At 64.5% G+C, this 18,187-nt stretch carries 9 protein-coding genes; 6 read left to right on the top strand and 3 right to left on the bottom strand.

Features of this window, described 5'->3' with window-relative positions; all coding sequences use genetic code 11:
• Window positions 1–144: 144 nt before the first annotated feature.
• Window positions 145–5,349, bottom strand: coding sequence for a dickkopf-related protein (locus EA187_RS20930; protein WP_127779645.1), 5,205 nt, complete (start codon window positions 5,347–5,349; stop codon window positions 145–147).
• 242 nt (window positions 5,350–5,591) lie between these two features.
• On the opposite strand from EA187_RS20930, the gene EA187_RS06550 reads away from it, so the two are divergent.
• Both EA187_RS06550 and dusB read left to right on the top strand, forming a co-directional pair.
• A complete protein-coding gene (locus tag EA187_RS06550; protein WP_127779643.1) occupies window positions 5,592–6,803 on the top strand; it encodes a helix-turn-helix domain-containing protein in 1,212 nt (403 codons plus the stop codon).
• A 568-nt stretch (window positions 6,804–7,371) separates the two neighbouring features.
• Complete coding sequence (gene dusB, locus EA187_RS06545; RefSeq protein WP_115606621.1) at window positions 7,372–8,496, top strand: tRNA dihydrouridine synthase DusB; 1,125 nt, start codon at window positions 7,372–7,374, stop codon at window positions 8,494–8,496.
• 237 nt (window positions 8,497–8,733) lie between these two features.
• Here dusB and EA187_RS06540 read toward each other — a convergent pair whose 3' ends face one another.
• Entirely contained in the window at window positions 8,734–10,638 is a 1,905-nt protein-coding gene (locus EA187_RS06540) for a response regulator (RefSeq protein WP_127779642.1), read from the bottom strand.
• 139 nt (window positions 10,639–10,777) lie between these two features.
• Between EA187_RS06540 and EA187_RS06535 the strand changes: the two genes are divergently transcribed.
• The 4 genes from EA187_RS06535 (at window position 10,778) to EA187_RS06520 (ending at window position 17,521) form a co-directional block, all read left to right on the top strand.
• The gene (locus tag EA187_RS06535) at window positions 10,778–11,038 is read left to right on the top strand and encodes a hypothetical protein (RefSeq protein WP_127779640.1); all 261 of its coding nucleotides are present in this window, start codon (window positions 10,778–10,780) and stop codon (window positions 11,036–11,038) included.
• A gap of 34 nt (window positions 11,039–11,072) precedes the next feature.
• A complete protein-coding gene (locus EA187_RS06530) occupies window positions 11,073–14,102 on the top strand; it encodes a M1 aminopeptidase family protein (protein WP_127779638.1) in 3,030 nt (1,009 codons plus the stop codon).
• A gap of 72 nt (window positions 14,103–14,174) precedes the next feature.
• Window positions 14,175–16,046, top strand: coding sequence for an oligoendopeptidase F (pepF, locus tag EA187_RS06525; RefSeq protein WP_127779636.1), 1,872 nt, complete (start codon window positions 14,175–14,177; stop codon window positions 16,044–16,046).
• Window positions 16,047–16,417: 371 nt separating this feature from the next.
• Entirely contained in the window at window positions 16,418–17,521 is a 1,104-nt protein-coding gene (locus EA187_RS06520) for a DUF2914 domain-containing protein (RefSeq protein WP_241250182.1), read from the top strand.
• A 122-nt stretch (window positions 17,522–17,643) separates the two neighbouring features.
• Here the strand turns inward: EA187_RS06520 and EA187_RS06515 are convergent, their stop codons facing one another.
• Window positions 17,644–18,069: an NUDIX hydrolase gene (locus EA187_RS06515; RefSeq protein WP_115606632.1), complete on the bottom strand. Its 426-nt coding sequence runs from the start codon at window positions 18,067–18,069 to the stop codon at window positions 17,644–17,646.
• Window positions 18,070–18,187: the final 118 nt, after the last annotated feature.

Raw genomic sequence — 18,187 nt, 5'->3', positions numbered from 1 at the left:
GGCTCTCGGCCGCGTAAGTTACAGCGTTCTGAGGGGTGTTTGCCAGTCGGGCGCCCGGAGGGCTGGTGCGTCGCCCAGCCGAACAAAAAAAGTGGCGAGCCCGAAGGGCTCGCCACTTGTTTGTGCCGGAGTTACCCGGGGAGATCAGCGCGCGACAGACACGTAATCAAAACGCAGCAGGATGTCGTCGATGCCGTTGAAGTTCAGACCGTTGCCGCCCTCAAGGCTGATGACATCGGCGGGGATGAAGAGGGCGTAGTCGCCGTAGAGGCCGCGGGCGGCCAGCTCGGCGGTCTGGCCGCTGGCGTATTCAGCACCCTCAAACTCGCCGCGATCGACGTTGAAGAAGGCCTGGATGCGGGCGCGGCTATAATCTTCGACGCCGCGGCCGCCGCCCTGGGACTGGCCAAAGTCGGCGCCGACGCCGGGCACGCGGAAGAGGTTGCGGGCGGGCTGGACGGTGGCCATCTGGAAGGGGGGCTGGCCGGCGGCCGGGACGCCACACCACTGGCTAAAGAAGGTGTTGCGCTTGAGCAGGTCCAGGCGCACGTTCTGGGTGTCGGAGCCCTGGTAGATGTTCTGGCCAAGCACCGAGGCGTTGATGGCCCAGAGGCGCTCGGCGCAGTCGTTCTGCGAGAAGATGGGGACGCCGCGGGTTTCAAAGCCCAGCGCGCCGAGCGGGGCCAGGGTAAAGGGGAGGCGCTGGCCCAGGTAGGTGGCGCCCTCGTAGACGGCGAAACGCTCATCGGCCAGCAGGATGCGGAAGCGCTCGGCCGGGGTGAGCGGCCCCAGGCTCTCGGGCCAGAGCGAGGCGTCGCCGAGCTGGAGGATGTCGTCGCGCAGGCTGACCACGGTGTTGAGCTCGGTGGGCATGGAGCCGTTGATGCCGCGGGTGTTGGCGTCGGCCCAGAGGGGCTCCAGCACGTTCTGGCGCAGTTCCATGGGGGTCTGGGCCTCAAACACGGCCTGCCGCACGGCCAGCGAGGCCTGGTACTCGTATTCGACCGCGCGCACCGCCAGGTAGGCGGCGCGTTTGGCGAGCTGGAAGTCGTGGGCGTAGGTCGTGATCTTTTCGTTGACCCACACATCGCCGGAGGCGTCAGGGATCTCGGCCCCTTCGACGCGCTCTAAGTAGGCGTTGCCCGATTCGTGGACACGGCGCGCGGCGTGGGTGAGCTCGAAGAGGGTGGCGTGGGCGCGCTGCAGATCGAAGACGGCGCGCTCCACCTCGATGGAGGCCGTGCGCAGGCTCACCAGCTCCATGCGGGCGTCGTTGGCGCAGATCTCAAACTCGGCCTGGGCCTCCAGCCCGGCGACCAGGTTGTCGTGTTCGTGCTGGGCGTTTTCCATGCCGGTTTCCAGACCGATGGACACGATGTTGGCCACGGTTTCGACGGCGCCGGCGGTGCAGGCCGCGCCGATGGTGCCGGCGGAGACGATCGCCGAGAAAGGGTTGCTCTTATCGGAGCTGGCGGCGGTGGAGGCGCAGTCTTTGACGCCGGCGGCGGCGGTGGCGATCCCGTCGGAGATGGCCTTGGCTGCGCGCAGGCCCTGCATGTTGGCCAGGTGGTTCTCGCGGGCGGTCTGAAGCTGGGCGTTGGCCGACTCCAGGATCCAGCAGGAGCGCATGGCGATGTCGTAGGCGTCGGTATGCTCGGCGATGGCCTCGCGGGCCTGCTCCAGGTCGCGGGTGGCGGCGACGATCTCCAGGTTGGCCTCGCCAAGGCTGCCGACGAGGCAGTCGGGCTCCTCCAGGGGGTTCTCGGGCAGGGGGACTTCCAGCCTCATCGAGGGGAAGTCGGCGCGGCAGCTGCTGATGGCGTGGGCCATCACCGGGCGGACACCGGAGGCGTCGGTGTCGTTTTGCCCGTCGCCAATAAAGGCGTCGAGGGAGCGGGGGGTGGTCAGCCCCAGAATGCCGCGTTCTAAGGGGAGTTCGGTGACCGAGGTGTCGTGGTCGCAGATCATGCAGACGGTGCCCTGGCCGGAGCAGGCTCCCACCGAGGCGCTTTCCCCCTCGTCGATGCTCTCGCCAAAGCAGCTCTGGGCGAAGGTGCGGGCGTTCAGGTCGGTGAAGCCGGCGTCCTGGGTCAGGGTGTTGGCGTTGTACTCGGTGTGAAGGCAGAAGCGTCCCATCACATCGTCCTCGGTCCAGAAGCGGTACCACTGATCGAAGTCGATGGCGCAGGCCGGGTACTCGTCGGCCGGGGCGATAAAGCAGGATTCCGGGTCGAAGTCCGGATCGCCCAGGTAGTTCTCGCCAAGGGGGCCGCAGTAGTCGCGCAGGGTGGCTTCGTAGCGATTGCGCACGTCCTCGATCCAGCGGGCGAAGTCACGGTTGTCATGGGCCTGACGCAGGGCGCGATCTTTTTGCGCGACAAAGGAGTTGCGGGCCTCGGCCAGGCTGGCCTCGGCCTGGGCGACGGCGACCGGGGCCCAGGCGTCGGTGGCGATGGAGGTGCCCAGGAGGAAGTCGCTGATGGCGCCAAAGCGTCCGGAGGGGCCGGAGGCCCCGTCGGGGTTGAAGTACAGGGGCAGGTCTTCGTCATCGATGCCCAGGGGGTTGTCGCCCTTGAGCAGCACATTTCGGGTGTTCAGCAGCTCGGTGGTGGCCGCGCTGGCCCGGGTGGCTGAGGCGATGTAGGCGCTGTTCCAGCGCAGGTTAGGGTTGGCGGTGTAGGCCCGGCGGTGCAGGTCGGCCGCAATGGCCTGCGCGACGACGAGGCGCGGCAGCAGGTCGGCGACGGGCTGGTTGATGCGCTCGACGGTGTCGCCGTAGCGATCTTCGAGAAGGATGCGGCCGACTTTGGCCTGGCGAGCCAGGGCATCGAGGATGGCGCTGGCCACCGCCTCACTCGGATCGCTGCCCGCGCCGAATTCGGTGCCGTAGCGATGCACGCGGTAGTCAGGCTGTTGGAGCGCGGCGCCGCTCGTTTCCATCAACGCCGCGATGACATGCGGGCTGAAGAGCAGATCCCAGCCCTGAAGGGAGGCTTCGTAAAGACCTTCGGGGGAGGGGGTAGCCACCGGGTTTGTGCCTCCGCTGAGCGCGGCGGCCATACCCGACTGTTGATCGGCTTCGTTGGCGAAGTAGGCGTGAAGCTGAATCCAGCGCGTCATCAGGCGATTGGTGACGGCGGTGGCGTGCGCCAGGCCTTCGGGGCCCATGGCGAAGTCGATGACGTCGGAATCCAGGCGCAGCGCGCGGGATTGCAGCGCCAGCGCCATCAGCACGCGCGGCACGTTGACACAGGCGCTCTCCGGGCCGACCACCGCGTGGAAGAGCTCCCCATCGGCCAGTCCGTCGAGGGAGGCCGGGGCACCGGCCAGGGCCAGTGTTTCATCGAGGCAGGCCTCCAGCATGGCGCTGCCGGTGGTCGCCTCGTCGAGGTCGATGGGAAACGCCATGCCCAGCTCGGAGCCGCGGCAATTCAGATCGCCGGCGACGGGGTCGAGGCTGTTTTCAAAGCCAAAGAGCGTCCAGTCGGACTGGTCGTAGTTCTGGGGCGGGGTGGCGCAGAGGGGCGTCTCAGCCGGCGAGGGGAGCGTGTAGGCGAAGTGGCAGGTGCGCGAGACCGAGCCCGACATCCGGAAGTAGCCGGAGTTTGTGGCACCGCCGGTGAAATCAAGCTGTCCCGTATCGAAATCCACGGCCACATCTTCGAGCCGGCAGCCCAGGACTCGGGTCAGGGTGTCACAGAAATCGTCGTCATAGGTCGGGCTGGAGCGCGTGACGCCGTTTTCCATAAACGTCAGCTCCATGTTGGAGAGCTCACAGGGGATGCTGCCGCTCAGGCTCTCATCGAAGGAGCCTCCGGAGACCTCGTGGGACTGACTCTCATTGGCGTCGATCTCGGGGTGGGCATCGAGCAGAGCGTTCCAGCGGTTCTGGGTGATGCTCAGATCCTGGGTGGAGGGGGAGCCGATGTTGCGGTTGGGCGCGAGAAAGAGAGAGCTGAAGAAGACCTGGAAGACGATTGAGGAGAATCCCTGATCGATAAACATCCCGGGAAGAGCAGCGTTGCCCGGGAAGCCCATCTCATCGGTGAAGATGGGGGCAAGAATGTTGGTTTGAAACGTGGGCTGACCATTGGCGGTGGGGATTCGCTCTACGATCTCGCGCAGGGTGGCCTCAAAGGGGGTGTCCTGGAGCAGGCGCACCGCCGGGTTGTAGCCCAGGGTGGCGTCGGCCTGAGGAGAGGGCGCGGGGTCGGTGACGTCGTTGATGCGCACCATGTCCAGGGCCCAGGAGACGGTGGGAGCGGTGGCGCCGCTACCGATATACTGCTGGTGGATGGCCAGGCTGATGGTGCGGGGGGCATCGGTGGTGAGGAACTCGGCGGAGGTGGTCTCCACGTTGATGGCCGAGGTCTGTCCGGCCACCGTCGATTCGAGCAGGCGCGTGATGGGCAGCGCGGCAGCACCCCGGCCGGTGGCCGTGTCGTAGGTGAGCGAGCCGATGACACCGGCCTCGGCGCTGAGCACGTTGAGAGGATCGTCGATCTGAATGATCGCGTCGCCGGCGCTGCTCTCCCAGAGGGTGGCGTTGACTTCGATGGTCAGGGGGATGACCGCGGTATTGCGCAGGGTTTCGCCCTGGCGAGCGCCGGCGTCGACCAGGCGCAGGGTGCCGCGGTAGCGGCCTTGCAGGGGGGCCGCCATCGCGGCGATATCGTCCTGGGAGAGGTGCCCGGGGAGCTGTGTGAGCGTGGGCAAGGAGACGCTGTAGCGGGAGTTGTCGGCGATCACCACGAGCTCGGCGACCGCGTCGTCGGGGGTGGCGTCGGGGTGGGTCACGCGCACCGCCACCCGGAGCTCGTCCCCGGCTTGGAGGCCCAGCTCCGAGAGGGAGCACGCGTCGACAAACTCATCCTCGCCGGGGCAGCGCACCTGCGCGCCGCCGCGGGTGCTCAGGCGGGCGCGGTCCAGCGAGGTCTCGGCGATCAGCGGGACCTCGACGATGGCGTCAGGGCCCGGTACCTGGGAGGCCTGGCGAGGCTTGAGCTTACCGATGGGCGCGGAGGCCACCGGCAGGATGGCGTTGGCCTCGGCCGGGGCGCGGCAGGTGCCGAAGCGCCCGCAGACCTGACCCTCGGCGCAGTCGGCGTCGGCGGTGCACTCGTAGGTGCACAGGCCCAGCGAGCAGAAGGAGCCGCAGGGGCACATGTCGTCGCTCAGGCATTCGGTGGGCTCGTTGAGCCGCTGGAGATCGGGCGTACAGGCCACGATCCCCTCCTCGGCGTCGGGTCCCACATCGGGCGGTTGAGGCGTCTGACCGTCATCACCACCGCAGGCCGCGAGCGTCCACAGCATCGCGCTCGCACACCACCACTTCTTCATAGGGTTCATCTCGTCCTCATCGATTGCATTGACCCACCTCCGCGCACCCAAACTTTCATGACATTTCGGCGCGCAGGTTAGCGCCGGGCGGCGCGCGGGGTCTTTGCCGCAGGCGCAGACTTTTTGTCTCGGTGCGCCAAAGGCGCGCGGCGGGCGCCGGGAGGTTCAAGGAGGTAAGAAGGGCGTGAACTTCAGAGCCATTGGTCGTACACTCCCGGCCCACAGACATGGCAAAAAACGGGAGCATTGCAGTGAGAGCACACTTAAGTGATCAGCAGTGGCGGCGAGTGGCGGAGCTCTGGCGAGAGATTCACGCGCTGAGCAGCGTGAGCCTGGAGCGGGCCTGGGAGCACGTGAACATGCGCCTGGTGGAGCTGGTCGACGGCGTGAGCATGGCGGGTTATGCGCAGCGTCGGTCGGCGGATGGCGAGGCGGTCGAGCCGGTGTTTTTTAGCTCGGCGGGCTACGATATGGAGCGGCGCTTGCAGATCCTCCGCGCCTGGCAGGAGGCGGAGCCCGATGTGGAGGGCTGCCCGGTGAATCGGCAGATGGTCCCGGCCGGGTCGCGCTGTCTGGCTGTGCCGCATTCGGCCTGCGTGACCCCGCAGCAGTGGGAGCACTCGGCGTCGAAGCGTCTGGCCGACGCGCTGGGCATCGCCGATGCGATCACCGTGATCATGCCGGCCTACCAGAGCGCGGAGCTCTTTTTGTGCATCGATCGCAAGCGGGGAGGGCGCCCCTTTGATTATGGCGATGCGGCGTTGTTGGTGGCCGCGGTCGAGGGTGTGCGCCCCTTGATGATGCGTTACCTGCGCTCGCTGGGGATGCTGCCCGGCCAGCAGGCGTTGACTCGGGAGGAGCGCCAGTTGGTACGCCTGCTGGCCGGGGAGCGCGACGAGGGCGCGATCGCCCAGGAGCTCGGGGCCAGCCTGGAGACGCTGGCGGCCCAGAGCGCGCAGGTCTACCGCAAGCTGGCTGTGGCCAACCGCTACGCGCTGATTCGGCTGTGGTTCGGAGTGGGGGAGTCGCTGATTTCGATGGATCTGGCAGCGCTCGGGGCGCAGGAGCCGGCGGCGGTGGGGCTGGAGCGCGAGGCCTATGTGGCCGCCCGCGTGCGTCGGATGCTCCGGGAGGCCCCGGGAGCTCCGCAGCTGCAGCTCGAGGAGGTGGCGCGTCGCCTGAGCATGAGCGCGCGCAACCTGCAGCGTCACCTGCGTCAGGCCAACACCTCCTTTCGTGCGTTGGTCGATGAGGTCCGGCAGGTTCGCGCCCACCAGATGCTCGCCAGCCCGCAGCTGGAGTTTACCGACATCGCGCTGCGCCTGGGCTACGAGCAGGTCTCCAGCTTTAATCGCGCCATCAAACGCTGGACCGGCAAGACTCCGGGGGGAGTTCGTTCAGAACTCCTGAGTGCCGAGCGCCCCCAGGACGACGCTGGCGGCGTCGCTGCGGATTCGCAGTAGCGTTGCTACAGCTTCATCCCTGCCTCCTTGCTAAGTCGCCGCCCTGAATACACTCGGGTGCCGAGCGCCCCAGAACGACGCTGGCTGCGTCGTCAGGGATTCGCAGTAGCGTTGCTACAGCTTCATCCTGGCTCCTTGCTAAGTCGCCGCCCTGAATACACTCGGGTGCCGAGCGCCCCAGAACGACGCTGGCTGCGTCGTCAGGGATTCGCAGTAGCGTTGCTACAGCTTCATCCCTGCCTCCTTGCCAGGCGCCGCCCTGGGACACTCGGAGCTGGGGTAATGCGGGGGGAAAGGCTGCGGACGGCGGTACAGGTGCGATTCCTGGGTAAGAAAGGGTGTTGTACGGCGGTACAGGTGCGATTCCTGGGTAAGAAAGGGTGTTGTACGGCGGTACAGGTGCGATTCCTGGGTAAGAAAGGGTGAAGTACGGCGGTCGGGGGTGTTTCTTGAGTTCGTGAGGGTTTGGGGTGGGGTGCGGGTGAGGGTGGCGTATGCTTTTCCTCGCGGGCGCGGGCCGCTATAAGGCGCGACGAGTCCGGGTGACGCAACCAAGACGAGGTGAGCGATGGGAATTCCCTTTGAAAAACTGACGCCGAAGCGGTGGGGCGGTGAGGTGCCGGGGCCGGTGGAGCGCCCTCCGCTGGATCTGGGGCATGGGGTGGTGCTCGATCCGCCGGTGGTGCTCTCGCCGATGGCGGCGGTGACCAGCTCGCCATTTCGCCGGGTGTGTCGGGATATGGGGGCGGGGATGGTGGCCACCGAGATGGTGAGCGCGGTGGGGTTGATTCACCGGGCGCCGATGGCGGTGTCGATGGTGGATCTGGTGGAGGGGGAGTCGCCGGTGTGTGTGCAGATCTACGGGAAACGTCCCGAGGAGCTGGCGCGGGCGGCGCAGATCGCGGTGGAGCTGGGGGCGGACGTGGTCGATCTGAACATGGGCTGCCCGATGAAGAAGGTGGTCTCCAGCGGGCACGGGGCGGCGCTCTTGCGGGATGTGGGGCGAGTGCAGGAGATCTTTAGCGCGATGAGCGAAGCGGTGGATGTGCCGGTGACCGGTAAGATGCGCGCCGGCTGGGAGGACACCAGCGCAGTGGAGGTGGCCCGGGCGATGGAGGCCGGTGGGGCGGCGGCTCTGACGATTCACGGGCGTACCCGCAGCGCGATGTACGACGGGCATGCCGACTTAAGTGTGATCGCCGCGGTGAAAGAGGCGGTGGGGATTCCGGTGATCGGCAATGGCGATGTCTGCGACTGGGTGAGCGCGCGGCGCATGTTTTCGGCCACCGGCTGTGATGCGGTGATGGTGGCCCGCGGGGCGTTGGGCAACCCCTGGGTCTTTCGGGAGATCGCCGCCGATTTGCGCGGGGAGCCCATTCCCGAGCCCCCCTCACCCGAGCTCAAGCGCGCGACGCTTTTGCGTCACGTGGATCTTTATCTGGAGCGCTTCGGCGAGGGACGCACCTGCAAAGAAATCCGCAAGCACCTGCTCTGGTACTACCGCGGCACGCCCGGAGAGCTGGTGTTGCGTAAGCGACTCAGTGACCTCACGAGCGCCGAGGATATTCGCCAGGCGATTGATGCGGCGTTGGCTGCCAACGTCGGGCAGACGGAACTGGGCGCTAAGAGTCACCCGCGCGCGAGCCGACCGCCCCAGACCAAAGCCAGCGGCGTCGTCAGGGATTCGCGGTAGCGCTGCTACAGCTTCATCCCTGCCTCCTTGCTGGACTTTGCCCTGGATGCGGTCGGGTTGGGGGGCATGCGGGGGCCCTGGCTCGCCCTCTCGAAGAGCATGTGTTTTGAAAAAAATGCTCCGGATAACTCGCCGTCTTCTGGTGCGCGCCTACGCTTGTGTTCAGTCTGAACATCGGTGGAGTGGTCGCCGCAAAGGAGGGGCTATGCGGGCTATATTTGAGGGCGTTGCGGAGCGTCAGGGGGCATTTAAGAGCGCGCGAATGGCGTGGGTGAGGGTGTCCATGCCGAAGGGTTTCTGGAGCAGGCGCGGGAGCTCGCCGGTCTCAGCGGCGAGCAGGGCGTCGGCGGTGTATCCGCTCATGAGGAGGACAGCGGTCTCGGGTCGGGTGGAGGTGATGCGTTTGGAGAGGGCCAGTCCGTCGAGGCCGGGCATGATCACGTCGCTTAAGAGAAGATCGACGGGGCCGTCGTAGGTGCGGCTAAGCTCCAGAGCTTCTTCGGCGTTGGCCGCTTCAAGCACATGGTAGCCCTTGCGCTCAAGCAACATGCGGATGGGCTGGCGAAGCGCGTCGTCGTCCTCGACCAGAAGGATCGTCTCATCGCCGGGGATGGGGGTGGCGCGGCGTGCGCGTCGCAGGCGGGCCGGGGTGGTGGACTCCTGACGCGCGGCGGGCAGGTAGAGGGTGAAGGTGGTGCCCTGGTCGGGAGCGCTCTCCACGCTGATGTGACCACCATCCTGGGTGATCACGCCGTAGACGGTGGAGAGTCCCAGGCCGGTGCCCTGTCCGAGCGCTTTGGTGGTAAAGAAAGGCTCAAAGATCTGATGTTTGATCTCGGGCGGCATCCCCTGGCCGGAGTCACGGATGGTAATAGTAGCGTAATGACCGGGGCGAAGTTCGCGAGGAATGCTGCTGTCCCGGCCGTCTTTGGAGATCTCCAGGTTGGCCGTTCGCATGCTGAAACGGCCTCCGCGGGGCATGGCATCGCGAGCGTTGATGGCCAGGTTCATAATGACCTGCTCGATCTGGCTGCGATCGGCCACGATGTCATGAAGATCGGTGGAGAGTTCCTGAGTCAGGCGAATGCTGGAGCCGAAGAGGCTCTCCAGGACCATGCGCATCTCATCAAGGAGCTCATTGAGGTCAAGCACGCTCGATTCGCGCACATGGCGCCGACCGAAGGTCAGGAGCTGGCGGGTGAGTGCGCCGCCGCGCTCGCTGGCGCTCAGGATGGCTTCGATGCTTGACTCAACGCGCGCAGTATCACTCAGGGCGTCACGCATGATGTAGCAGTGGCTGCCGATGATGGTGAGCAGGTTGTTGAAGTCGTGGGCTACTCCGCCGGCGAGTCGACCCATGGCCTGCATCTTGTCGGCGTGTTGGAGGTTTTGCTGGATGCGTTTTTTGTCGGTGAGGTCGGCAATCATCGCCAGAATATGCGCGGGTTCGCCGCTCTCCTCGCGCATCAGAGCCAGGGTAAATCGGGTGTAGCGCGGCTCGTCATCGCGGTGTTTCAGGCGGAGCTCGATGGTGTAGAGGTCACGGGGGCTCTGACGAAGCTCCTCCAGCAGTGCCCCCCAGAGGTCGGCCTCATCGTCGGTCATGAGCTCGGCCAGAGGCATGCGTCGAAGTTCATCGAGGCTATAGCCCAGAAGCTCTTGAAGTGCGGTGTTGGCGTGTTCGCATTGGCCCTGAAGCCCGAGGATCTGCATACCGATCGGGGCGGAGTCAAAGAGGGTCCAGAAGCGTCGTTCGCCATCGTGAAGACGGCGGCGAATGTGGCAGGTGTTAAACGTGCGTTTGAGCAGATGTTCTAGCAGGACGCGGTCTGTCTCGGCGTTGCCGCTGCGCACCAGGTAGTCACTCAGTCCCAGCTGAAGCGCTTCGAGCACCAGGTGGTGAGCGCCGGCATTGGCCAGCAAGACCGTCGTGCAGCCCGGGGCAAGGGTGCGAAGGAGCTTGATATGGTCCAGCGCATCGGGGAGGCTGCCGTCAACCAATGCGACGCGCTGCTGCTTGAGGTTGAGTTCCAGAGAACTGCGCGTGTCTGCGTGGTCGGCACGCATCAACTCAACGCTCAGGCGTTGACCATCGAGCTCGGGGCAGGGACCGTAGACCAGCAAGTTAAGAGGACGGCTCATGGGGACGACTCCGTTGACATCCCTCAAGTGAGTTAAGCGGAGCGAGGCGACGGTAGGCTAACAGGGTTTTACGCCGCCGTCAGCTTCATGTCGGCGACCTCGAAATTTGCGCTACCCATTGCCGTGCACAAGGAGAAAGATGCGCGAAGAACAGAACAAGCGATATCTGGCCAGCCCGCAAAAGATGGAGCTGTTGATGCGCGACCGTAGCTTTCGCCAGATCGAGGCGGAGCGACGCGAGCGTCTGCTCCGAGCGATCGCCCGCCTGCCGGGAGCGCGTGAGCTGGAGGGCGAGGCCGTGTTTGATGCAGCACTTGATGAGGCGGTGGCCCATGAGGCGCTCTCGCCCTTGAGTGATGAGGAGCGAACGTTGATTCGAGGGTATTTGACCGTGCGATAAGCGGCGGCACGGTGATGGGCGGGAGTGAGAGGCGATGTTGGATGGTGTGTGGATGAAGAAGGGCTGGCGACCAGGGGTGTTGCGAGCGTGGGTGATGGTGCTGATGCTGGTGCTGGGGGGCTGCGCGGTGAGCAATGGGCCACGTTTTAGCCCGGAGCTGCAGCAGTCGTTTGCGCGCGAAGATATGCGGCGAATGGATACCGAGAACCTGAGCCTGTATTACCCGGCCCATCGCAAGGCGCAGACCGAGCGCATTGCGGCGCAGCTTGAGCTGTGTCTGGAGGAGCTCAACGCGAAGGTGGTACGCGAGGGGCCCTGGGAGCGGGTGCCGATCTTTTTGCCGGAAGTGGAGTTTAACAATGCTTATGTGAGCTTCTCGCCAGGTAACGATCCGCACGTGCTCTTGCCCACCTCGCTGACCAGCGGAGCGTTTGCGGGCTTTGGATTTACGCCGAGCATGCTCGCGGTGGGGTGCCATGAGATGGTGCATTGGGTGCATATGACCCGGGTGCACGGGCTCTACGGCGGGCTTAACCGTGTGTTCGGCACCTGGCTGACACCGCATAGTGGGCTGGACTCCTGGGTGTTTGAGGGGATCGCGACGTACTACGAGAGCAAGCTCGTCGATGATGTGGGCCGCCATGGATCGCCCCTGTGGGAAAACGTCTTTCTGGCGGGGATGTATGAGGGCCGACTTGATGGGGGGCGGCTCAGCGTGTTCGATCGGGAGGTCGCCAACGGCGGGCATTATCTGGTGGGGTCGCATTTTGTGGCCTTTCTGGTGGAGCGCTACGGGGAGGAGAAGCTCTGGGAGCTCCTCGATCTTCAGGGGCGCTCCTGGCTCTTTCCGGCCGGTGTGACGACGCGATTCTGGTGGGTGTACGGCGCGGGGCTTCCCGGTCTGTTTGAGGAGTTCGCCAACGCGGTGCGGAGGGAGCATCCGCCGCGCGAACGCTCGCTGGTGCAGCAGCGGGAGCGCTGGCTGGGGCGCAATGCTCAGCTGGAGGTGAGTTCTTCGGGGCGGTGGGCGACTTACATCAGCGGGCTTGATGAGCGTGCCGCCATTGAGGTGTACGAGGCCTCTGGCGAGCGTGTGCTGCGTCGCGAGCTTCCGGATGTGTTGCCTGGCCGCGCGATTGTGGCCGGCAGCGGCGTTGATGCGCTGCGCTTGAGCGATGATGGTCGCAAGCTCTACGTGCTGGTGCGTCATCAGGGGCTAAACGCCCCGCGAAGCTCGTTGATGCGCCTGGATGTGGAGAGCGGTCGCCTTGAGGTGGTGCGCGATGAGGTGATGGGCATCAGCGGCGATCTGCTTGGTGAGGACGCCTACCTGCTGGCGCGCGCCGAGGGCGATCAGGTGGTGTTTGAGCGCATCGATCTGGTGGGTGAGAACGATCGCGAACTTTTCCGACTGGAGCCCGGGGCGTTTGTCGCGCATGTGCGAGTCTCGCCGGATGGGCAGAAGGTCGCGCTGACGTTGATGGAAGATGAGCGCTGGCGGGTGGGTGTTCTTGACGTTGAGAGCGGCGAGTTGCTCCAGGCGCTGGGCACGGGCGAGGCGCATAGCCCGGTGTACGATGCGTACTGGGTGGATGCGACAACGTTGTGGGTGTCGGCCGCCTACGGCGACCGAGTGGATATCTTTGAGGTGCCCCTTGATGGCGAGGCGGTGCGGCTGACCCAGGCTCCCTACATCGCGCAGAGCGCGCGGCCGGGGGCTTCCGGAGGACTTCGGTTTTTGAACCGGGAAGGTTGGGGCTGGTCATTGGATCGGATTGAGGCGCCGACGCTTGAGCGCGCGCGAAGTACGAGGACAACAGGGCTCGGTGGTGCGCTGGCCTGGGAAGATGCAGCCGGAGCGGAGGAGGTTCGCGGTTATCGCGAGCTTGAGCCCGCACCGATTCGCAGAGATGCACCCTACAGCGCGTTTGACGGGCTCTTTGTGCCGCGTCTTCGCCTTCCTATCGTTCAGCTGGGCGCGGTGAACGCGCTCTTGCCCGAGGCGGAGCGTCAGAATGTGCCGCCGGTCAACGGTCGGCTGGGGCTTGCGTTGAGCGGTCGCGATGCGCTCGGCTTTCATAACTGGGCACTGAGCGGGGCCTACGATGTGGTGAACGACTGGTTCGCTGGCAGCGCATCGTATGTGAACACTCAGCTCGCGCCGCTGACCTGGTCGATCTTTGTGGGCTCCGATCGTCAGGTCTATGGCGAACAGATTGAGCCCGGTAGCACCGATCTCCGGCGTGTGGAGCAGCTCAATGAGCAAGTCTCCCTGCAGTTGCAGCGACGCTTTTATGACATCCCGGTTGCGCTCAGTTTCAGCGGACTTCGTTACCATAGCGATCGTGAAGGCTCGCCCCGCGATGAGCGTCAACTTGTTGGTCCTCGCCTCGCGACCGGCTACGCGGCCGGGCGCGGCACGTCCTATGGCGGTACGCAGTGGCTCTTCGGATTGAGCGGTGCCGGGGCATATTATGGCGAGGCGCTGGGCTCCGATCTCGACCTGGGCGATGTGCGTGCGCAACTTGAGCTGCACACGCCTTTGCCGCTCTCGAAGCGACATCGGCTGCGCTTCTCGGCGCGCTACCGCCAGCTTCTGGGGGTGGACCCCTCGGAGGGCGTGCTGCGCGTGGGTGGTTTTGGGAGTGTGCTTCCTTTCTTTGCTTCGCCCTCGGTCGAAGACGCGTTGCCTGCTGACGATCGACTGCCCCCTCAGGTAGCATTTGTGGAGTCCCTGCGAGGATTTGAAGGGGTGACTTTGACGGGAGCACGCGCGGTGCTCGGCGATATGAACTACCGCTACCCGCTCATTGTGGATCAGGGCGTGATCTCCGGTCCGCTGGTGTTGCCCTCGGCCTTCTTTTCGCAGCTCAACCTGGAGGCTTTCGCCAGCGGGGCGATTCTCGATGATGGTAACCTTCACTCAGCGGCCGGAGGTAGCGTCGACGCGCAGTTTTATCTGTGGATCTTGCCGATGACCCTGCGTTACCAGTACGCCAGATGGCTGACCGACGGTGGACGCCATACCCATTACGTAGGCATCAACATCAGTGGTGACCTTTGATATCCCTGAGAGATGTTCCGGCGCGATGGCGGCGGTCTAACTTAACTTTGAATGAGCGCATGTGGAGCGATGATGAGCGAGCTGAAGATCCCGACCTTTTTCGACGATGACATTGAGGGCTCTCGCCCCAAGACCCGCGATCGTGAGCAGATCGACGCGCGCTTTAAGTGGAATCTCAACGACATCTACGCCGGCTGGCAGGCCTGGGAGGCGGATATGAAGGAGATCCGCACCCATATGGATCGCTTCGTCGAGCTGCGTGGCAAACTTGCGCAGGGCGCCGAGCACGTTCTGGAGGCCTACCGCCTCCAGGACACGATCGGGATGATGTCCTACAGGCTCTACCGCTACCCTCAGCTGAGCTTTGACCTGGACCAGCGCGATAATGATGTGCAGGCACGCTTGCAGCAGGTGCAGCAGCTCTTCGCGGAGTATGGTTCGCGCTCGGCCTGGTTTACCCCGGAGCTGCTCACGATCGAGCAGAGCACGATGGAGACGTGGCTGGACGATGAGGAGGCGCTTACGCCCTATCGCTTCCCGATTATGGAGCTCTACCGCGCCCAGGAGCATGTGCTCGATGAGGGTGGCGAGCGCATTCTCGCGTTGGGGAGTCGTTTTCGTTCGGCGCCGGCCGAGGTTTACCGCGCGCTGACGACGGCCGATGTGGTGTTTAACACCATCACGCTCTCCGATGGGAGCGACGTCAAGGTGAGCTACGGGGAGTACTCCAACCTCCTGCATACGCGTCGCGATCAGGACGACCGTCGTAAGGCATTTGAGGCGATGTACGGGATCTTTGAGGCAAAACGAAACACCTTTGCCTCGCTCTACAACAGCCTCTGCCAGCGTGACTGGGCCCAGGCCCAGTCACGCAACTACAGCAGCACCGCTGAGGGGGCGCTTGACGATGATAACGTGCCGGTCTCGGTGCTGGAGACGTTGATTGAGACGGCGCGCGAGGGCTCCGAGCCGCTGCGCCGCTACCATCGCCTGCGCAAAGAGGTGCTGGGGCTCAAAGAGTACCACCTCTACGATGGCTCGATCCCGCTCCTGGAGAACGACGAGGTCTACACCTACGAGGGCGCGCGCTCCACGTTGATTGAGTCGGTGGCACCTCTGGGCGAACGCTATCAGACCCTGCTTGGCGAGGCGCTCGGTGGGGGGTGGATCGATGTGTACGAGACCGAGGGTAAGCGCAGCGGGGCGTATTCGGCGGGGGTGTATGGGGTGCACCCCTACATGCTGCTCAACTACACCGACACGCTCGATGACGTCTTCACGCTGACCCATGAGCTGGGACATACCCTGCACACGGTGCTCTCGTGTGAGGCGCAGCCCTTTGCAACATCGAGCTACACGATCTTTGTGGCGGAGGTCGCCTCAACGACCAATGAAGCGCTGCTGCTCGACTACCTGCTCAAGCAGACCGACGACCCCGAAAAGCGGGCGTTCTTGCTGCAGCAGGCCATCAACGGCATCGCCGGAACCTTCTATTCTCAGGCGCTTTTTGCCGACTACGAGCTTGAAGCCCATCGCATGGTGGAGCGCGGAGAGCCGATGACCGCTGAGCGCCTCGACGCGCTCTATATGGAGAAGATGAAGGCGTTTTACGGCGACGCGCTCACCATCGACGAGCTCTACCGGGTGACCTGGGCGCGCATTCCACATTTCTTTAACTCTCCGTACTACGTCTATCAGTACGCCACCTGTTACGCTTCGTCAGCGAAGATCGTGGCCGGGCTGCTCAGCGAAGATGAAGCCGAGCGTCAGGCCACGCAGGCTCGTTATCTGGAGCTTTTGTCGAGTGGTGGAAATGACCACCCGATGAATCAACTGCAGAAGGCCGGTGTCGACTTGAGCCAGGCCGATACGGTGCGTGCGGTCACGCAGCGGATGGACGAGCTTGTAGGCATGTTGGAAGAGGAGCTTAAGCGTCTGAGCTGAGCTCCTCGGAGAGACAAGGAGCGGCGATGCAGCGATTGTGGATGGCGATGTTCGTGGCCGGTGTGCTGGGATTGACCGGATGCATGACGATCGTGCTTGAAGACGACACAGGTCGTCGTAACCAGCGCTTGGAATCGCCGAAGGTGTGCAAAGATCGCTGTCAGGCGCGTTTTCATGAGTGCCGTGAGAGCCGGACCGGCCGTGCCGGGCGGGGACGTGGTCGAGGTCGAGGCAAAGGCAAGGGAGCCAGCGCCTGTGCCCACGAGAAAAATCGCTGTAAGGCACGTTGCTGAGCCGGGCGTGTTGGCCGTGGCCGGCGCGTCCGCAAAGAGGATGAACCAGGGTTGAGCGAGCAGGACGCGTTGAACGAAGTGAACGAAGGTGAGGGGAACCCGCAGGGGCCAGTCGGCGCGTCAGCGCCGGCTGGCCCCCTGGGAGTTGTGCGCCAGGCCCTGCAAAGCGATGCGGTGCAGCGCTGGGCCCCGATGAGCCTCTTTGTAGGCGGGTTCGGCATCGATGCCTGGACGCTGGGTCGGGAGGTCGATCTTCGCGCGCTGGCGCTGGTCTGCGTCTATGTACTGCTGATACCCGTGTGCTTTGCGGTGCTGGGTCGCGCGACCCACGACAAGGTGCTCAAAGGGGCGAGCCTCGCGCTGCACTTCGCGCTCGGTGCCCTCTTCAGCGCGCTGGTCGTTCTTTACTTCCGTAGCGCCGGCCAGTTGATCACGATGCTCATCGTGATGGTGCTCTTTGGCTTCATGGTCTGGAACGAGTTCTCCAGCCGCGCGCGTCAGCAGTTCGAGTTGTTGTGGGGGATTTACGGGGTGAGCGCGGTGATGCTGCTCAACTTTCTCCTGCCTTACGCCCTGGGGAGCGTGCGCGCGTTGTGGTTTTACCTGAGCCTGGTGCTGGGGATGGGGTGGGTGCTGGGAGCGCGCCGGATGCTGGGGGCGCGGGGCTGGCGCACCCTGGTGCCTACAGTGAGTTTTGCGCTGGTGCTGGCCGTACTTTACCCGCTGGGGCTGATTCCGCCGGTGCCCCTGGTGCAGGAAGGCGCGGTGGTGGGGCTGAACTTCGAGAAGACCCGGGGGAGCTACCAGGTGCTTGGCGAGCGCCCCACCTTGCTGGAGCGTGTGGGGCTACGCGAGCGGGTGGTTTCCCGGGCTGAGGGCGAGCCGGTGACGGTGGTGGTGGCGGTATCAGCACCTTCGCGGGCCACCGCAAACCTGGAGCATCGCTGGCGACGTCGCACCGAAGAGGGCTGGGTGACCACAGATCGCATTCCCATCACCATCTACGGTGGACGCGACGAGGGATGGCGCTTTTATTCGCGCAAAAAGAACATTCCCGATGGCCTCTGGCGGGTGGAGACGGCGCTTAAGGGGGGGGCGGTGCTGGGCTATGAGACCTTTGAGGTGCGCGCGATCTCTGAGGAGGAGCGCGCTGCACTTGAACTTCTGCCGCGCGCGCTCTGAGCGGCCGGGGAGATGCGCCGGTACCGAAGCTCTGCCCAGAGCGCCAACGCCGCGCTTAAAAAGCTCTGCCCAGAGCGCCAACGCCGCGCTTAAAAAGCGCGGCGTTGGTGGTGGAGCGCCTGTCAGTAGATCTTTTTGGGGATCGCCGTCACAAGCCCCCGGGGCACATCGGGGACGCGAAAGCCACCCAATTCCAGGATGGGGATGATGCGCCTTAAGTCCATAATGGTGCCGATGCGCAACAGCTCGGTCGGGGAGACCCAGCGAAAATCGATGCACTCGCGGGCGCGAAGGTTAAGTTGATCGCGGGAGCCGTTGAGCCGACAGACAAAATAATGCGCCGACTCAAATACGGCGATGGGGCGCTCAATGGTGACACGAAGGCCGGTCTCTTCAAACGCCTCGCGGACGCAGGCAACCTCAGGCCATTCGTTTCTCCAGATCGTGCCCCCGGGAGGACACCACTGGCCTCCTCGCCCCACTTTGAAGGCGCGGCGAATAAACAGTAGCTCTCCGCGATCCTCGATTAGAGCCCATGCAGAACTCATGAGAATCCTTAGAATTTATGTGCCGCCACACCGAGGCGGTTGACTCAGGTGTGGGGACTGCGGAACCATCGCGAACGTTTACTACGCTGTGAGCCGAAGCTGATGCCCATGGATGCGA

The sequence above is a fragment of the Lujinxingia sediminis genome (assembly GCF_004005565.1).
Taxonomy (GTDB): Bacteria; Myxococcota_A; Bradymonadia; order Bradymonadales; family Bradymonadaceae; genus Lujinxingia; species Lujinxingia sediminis.
The sequence above is the reverse complement of the archived record's forward strand: the minus strand, read 5'-3'. Positions and strand labels throughout refer to the sequence as shown.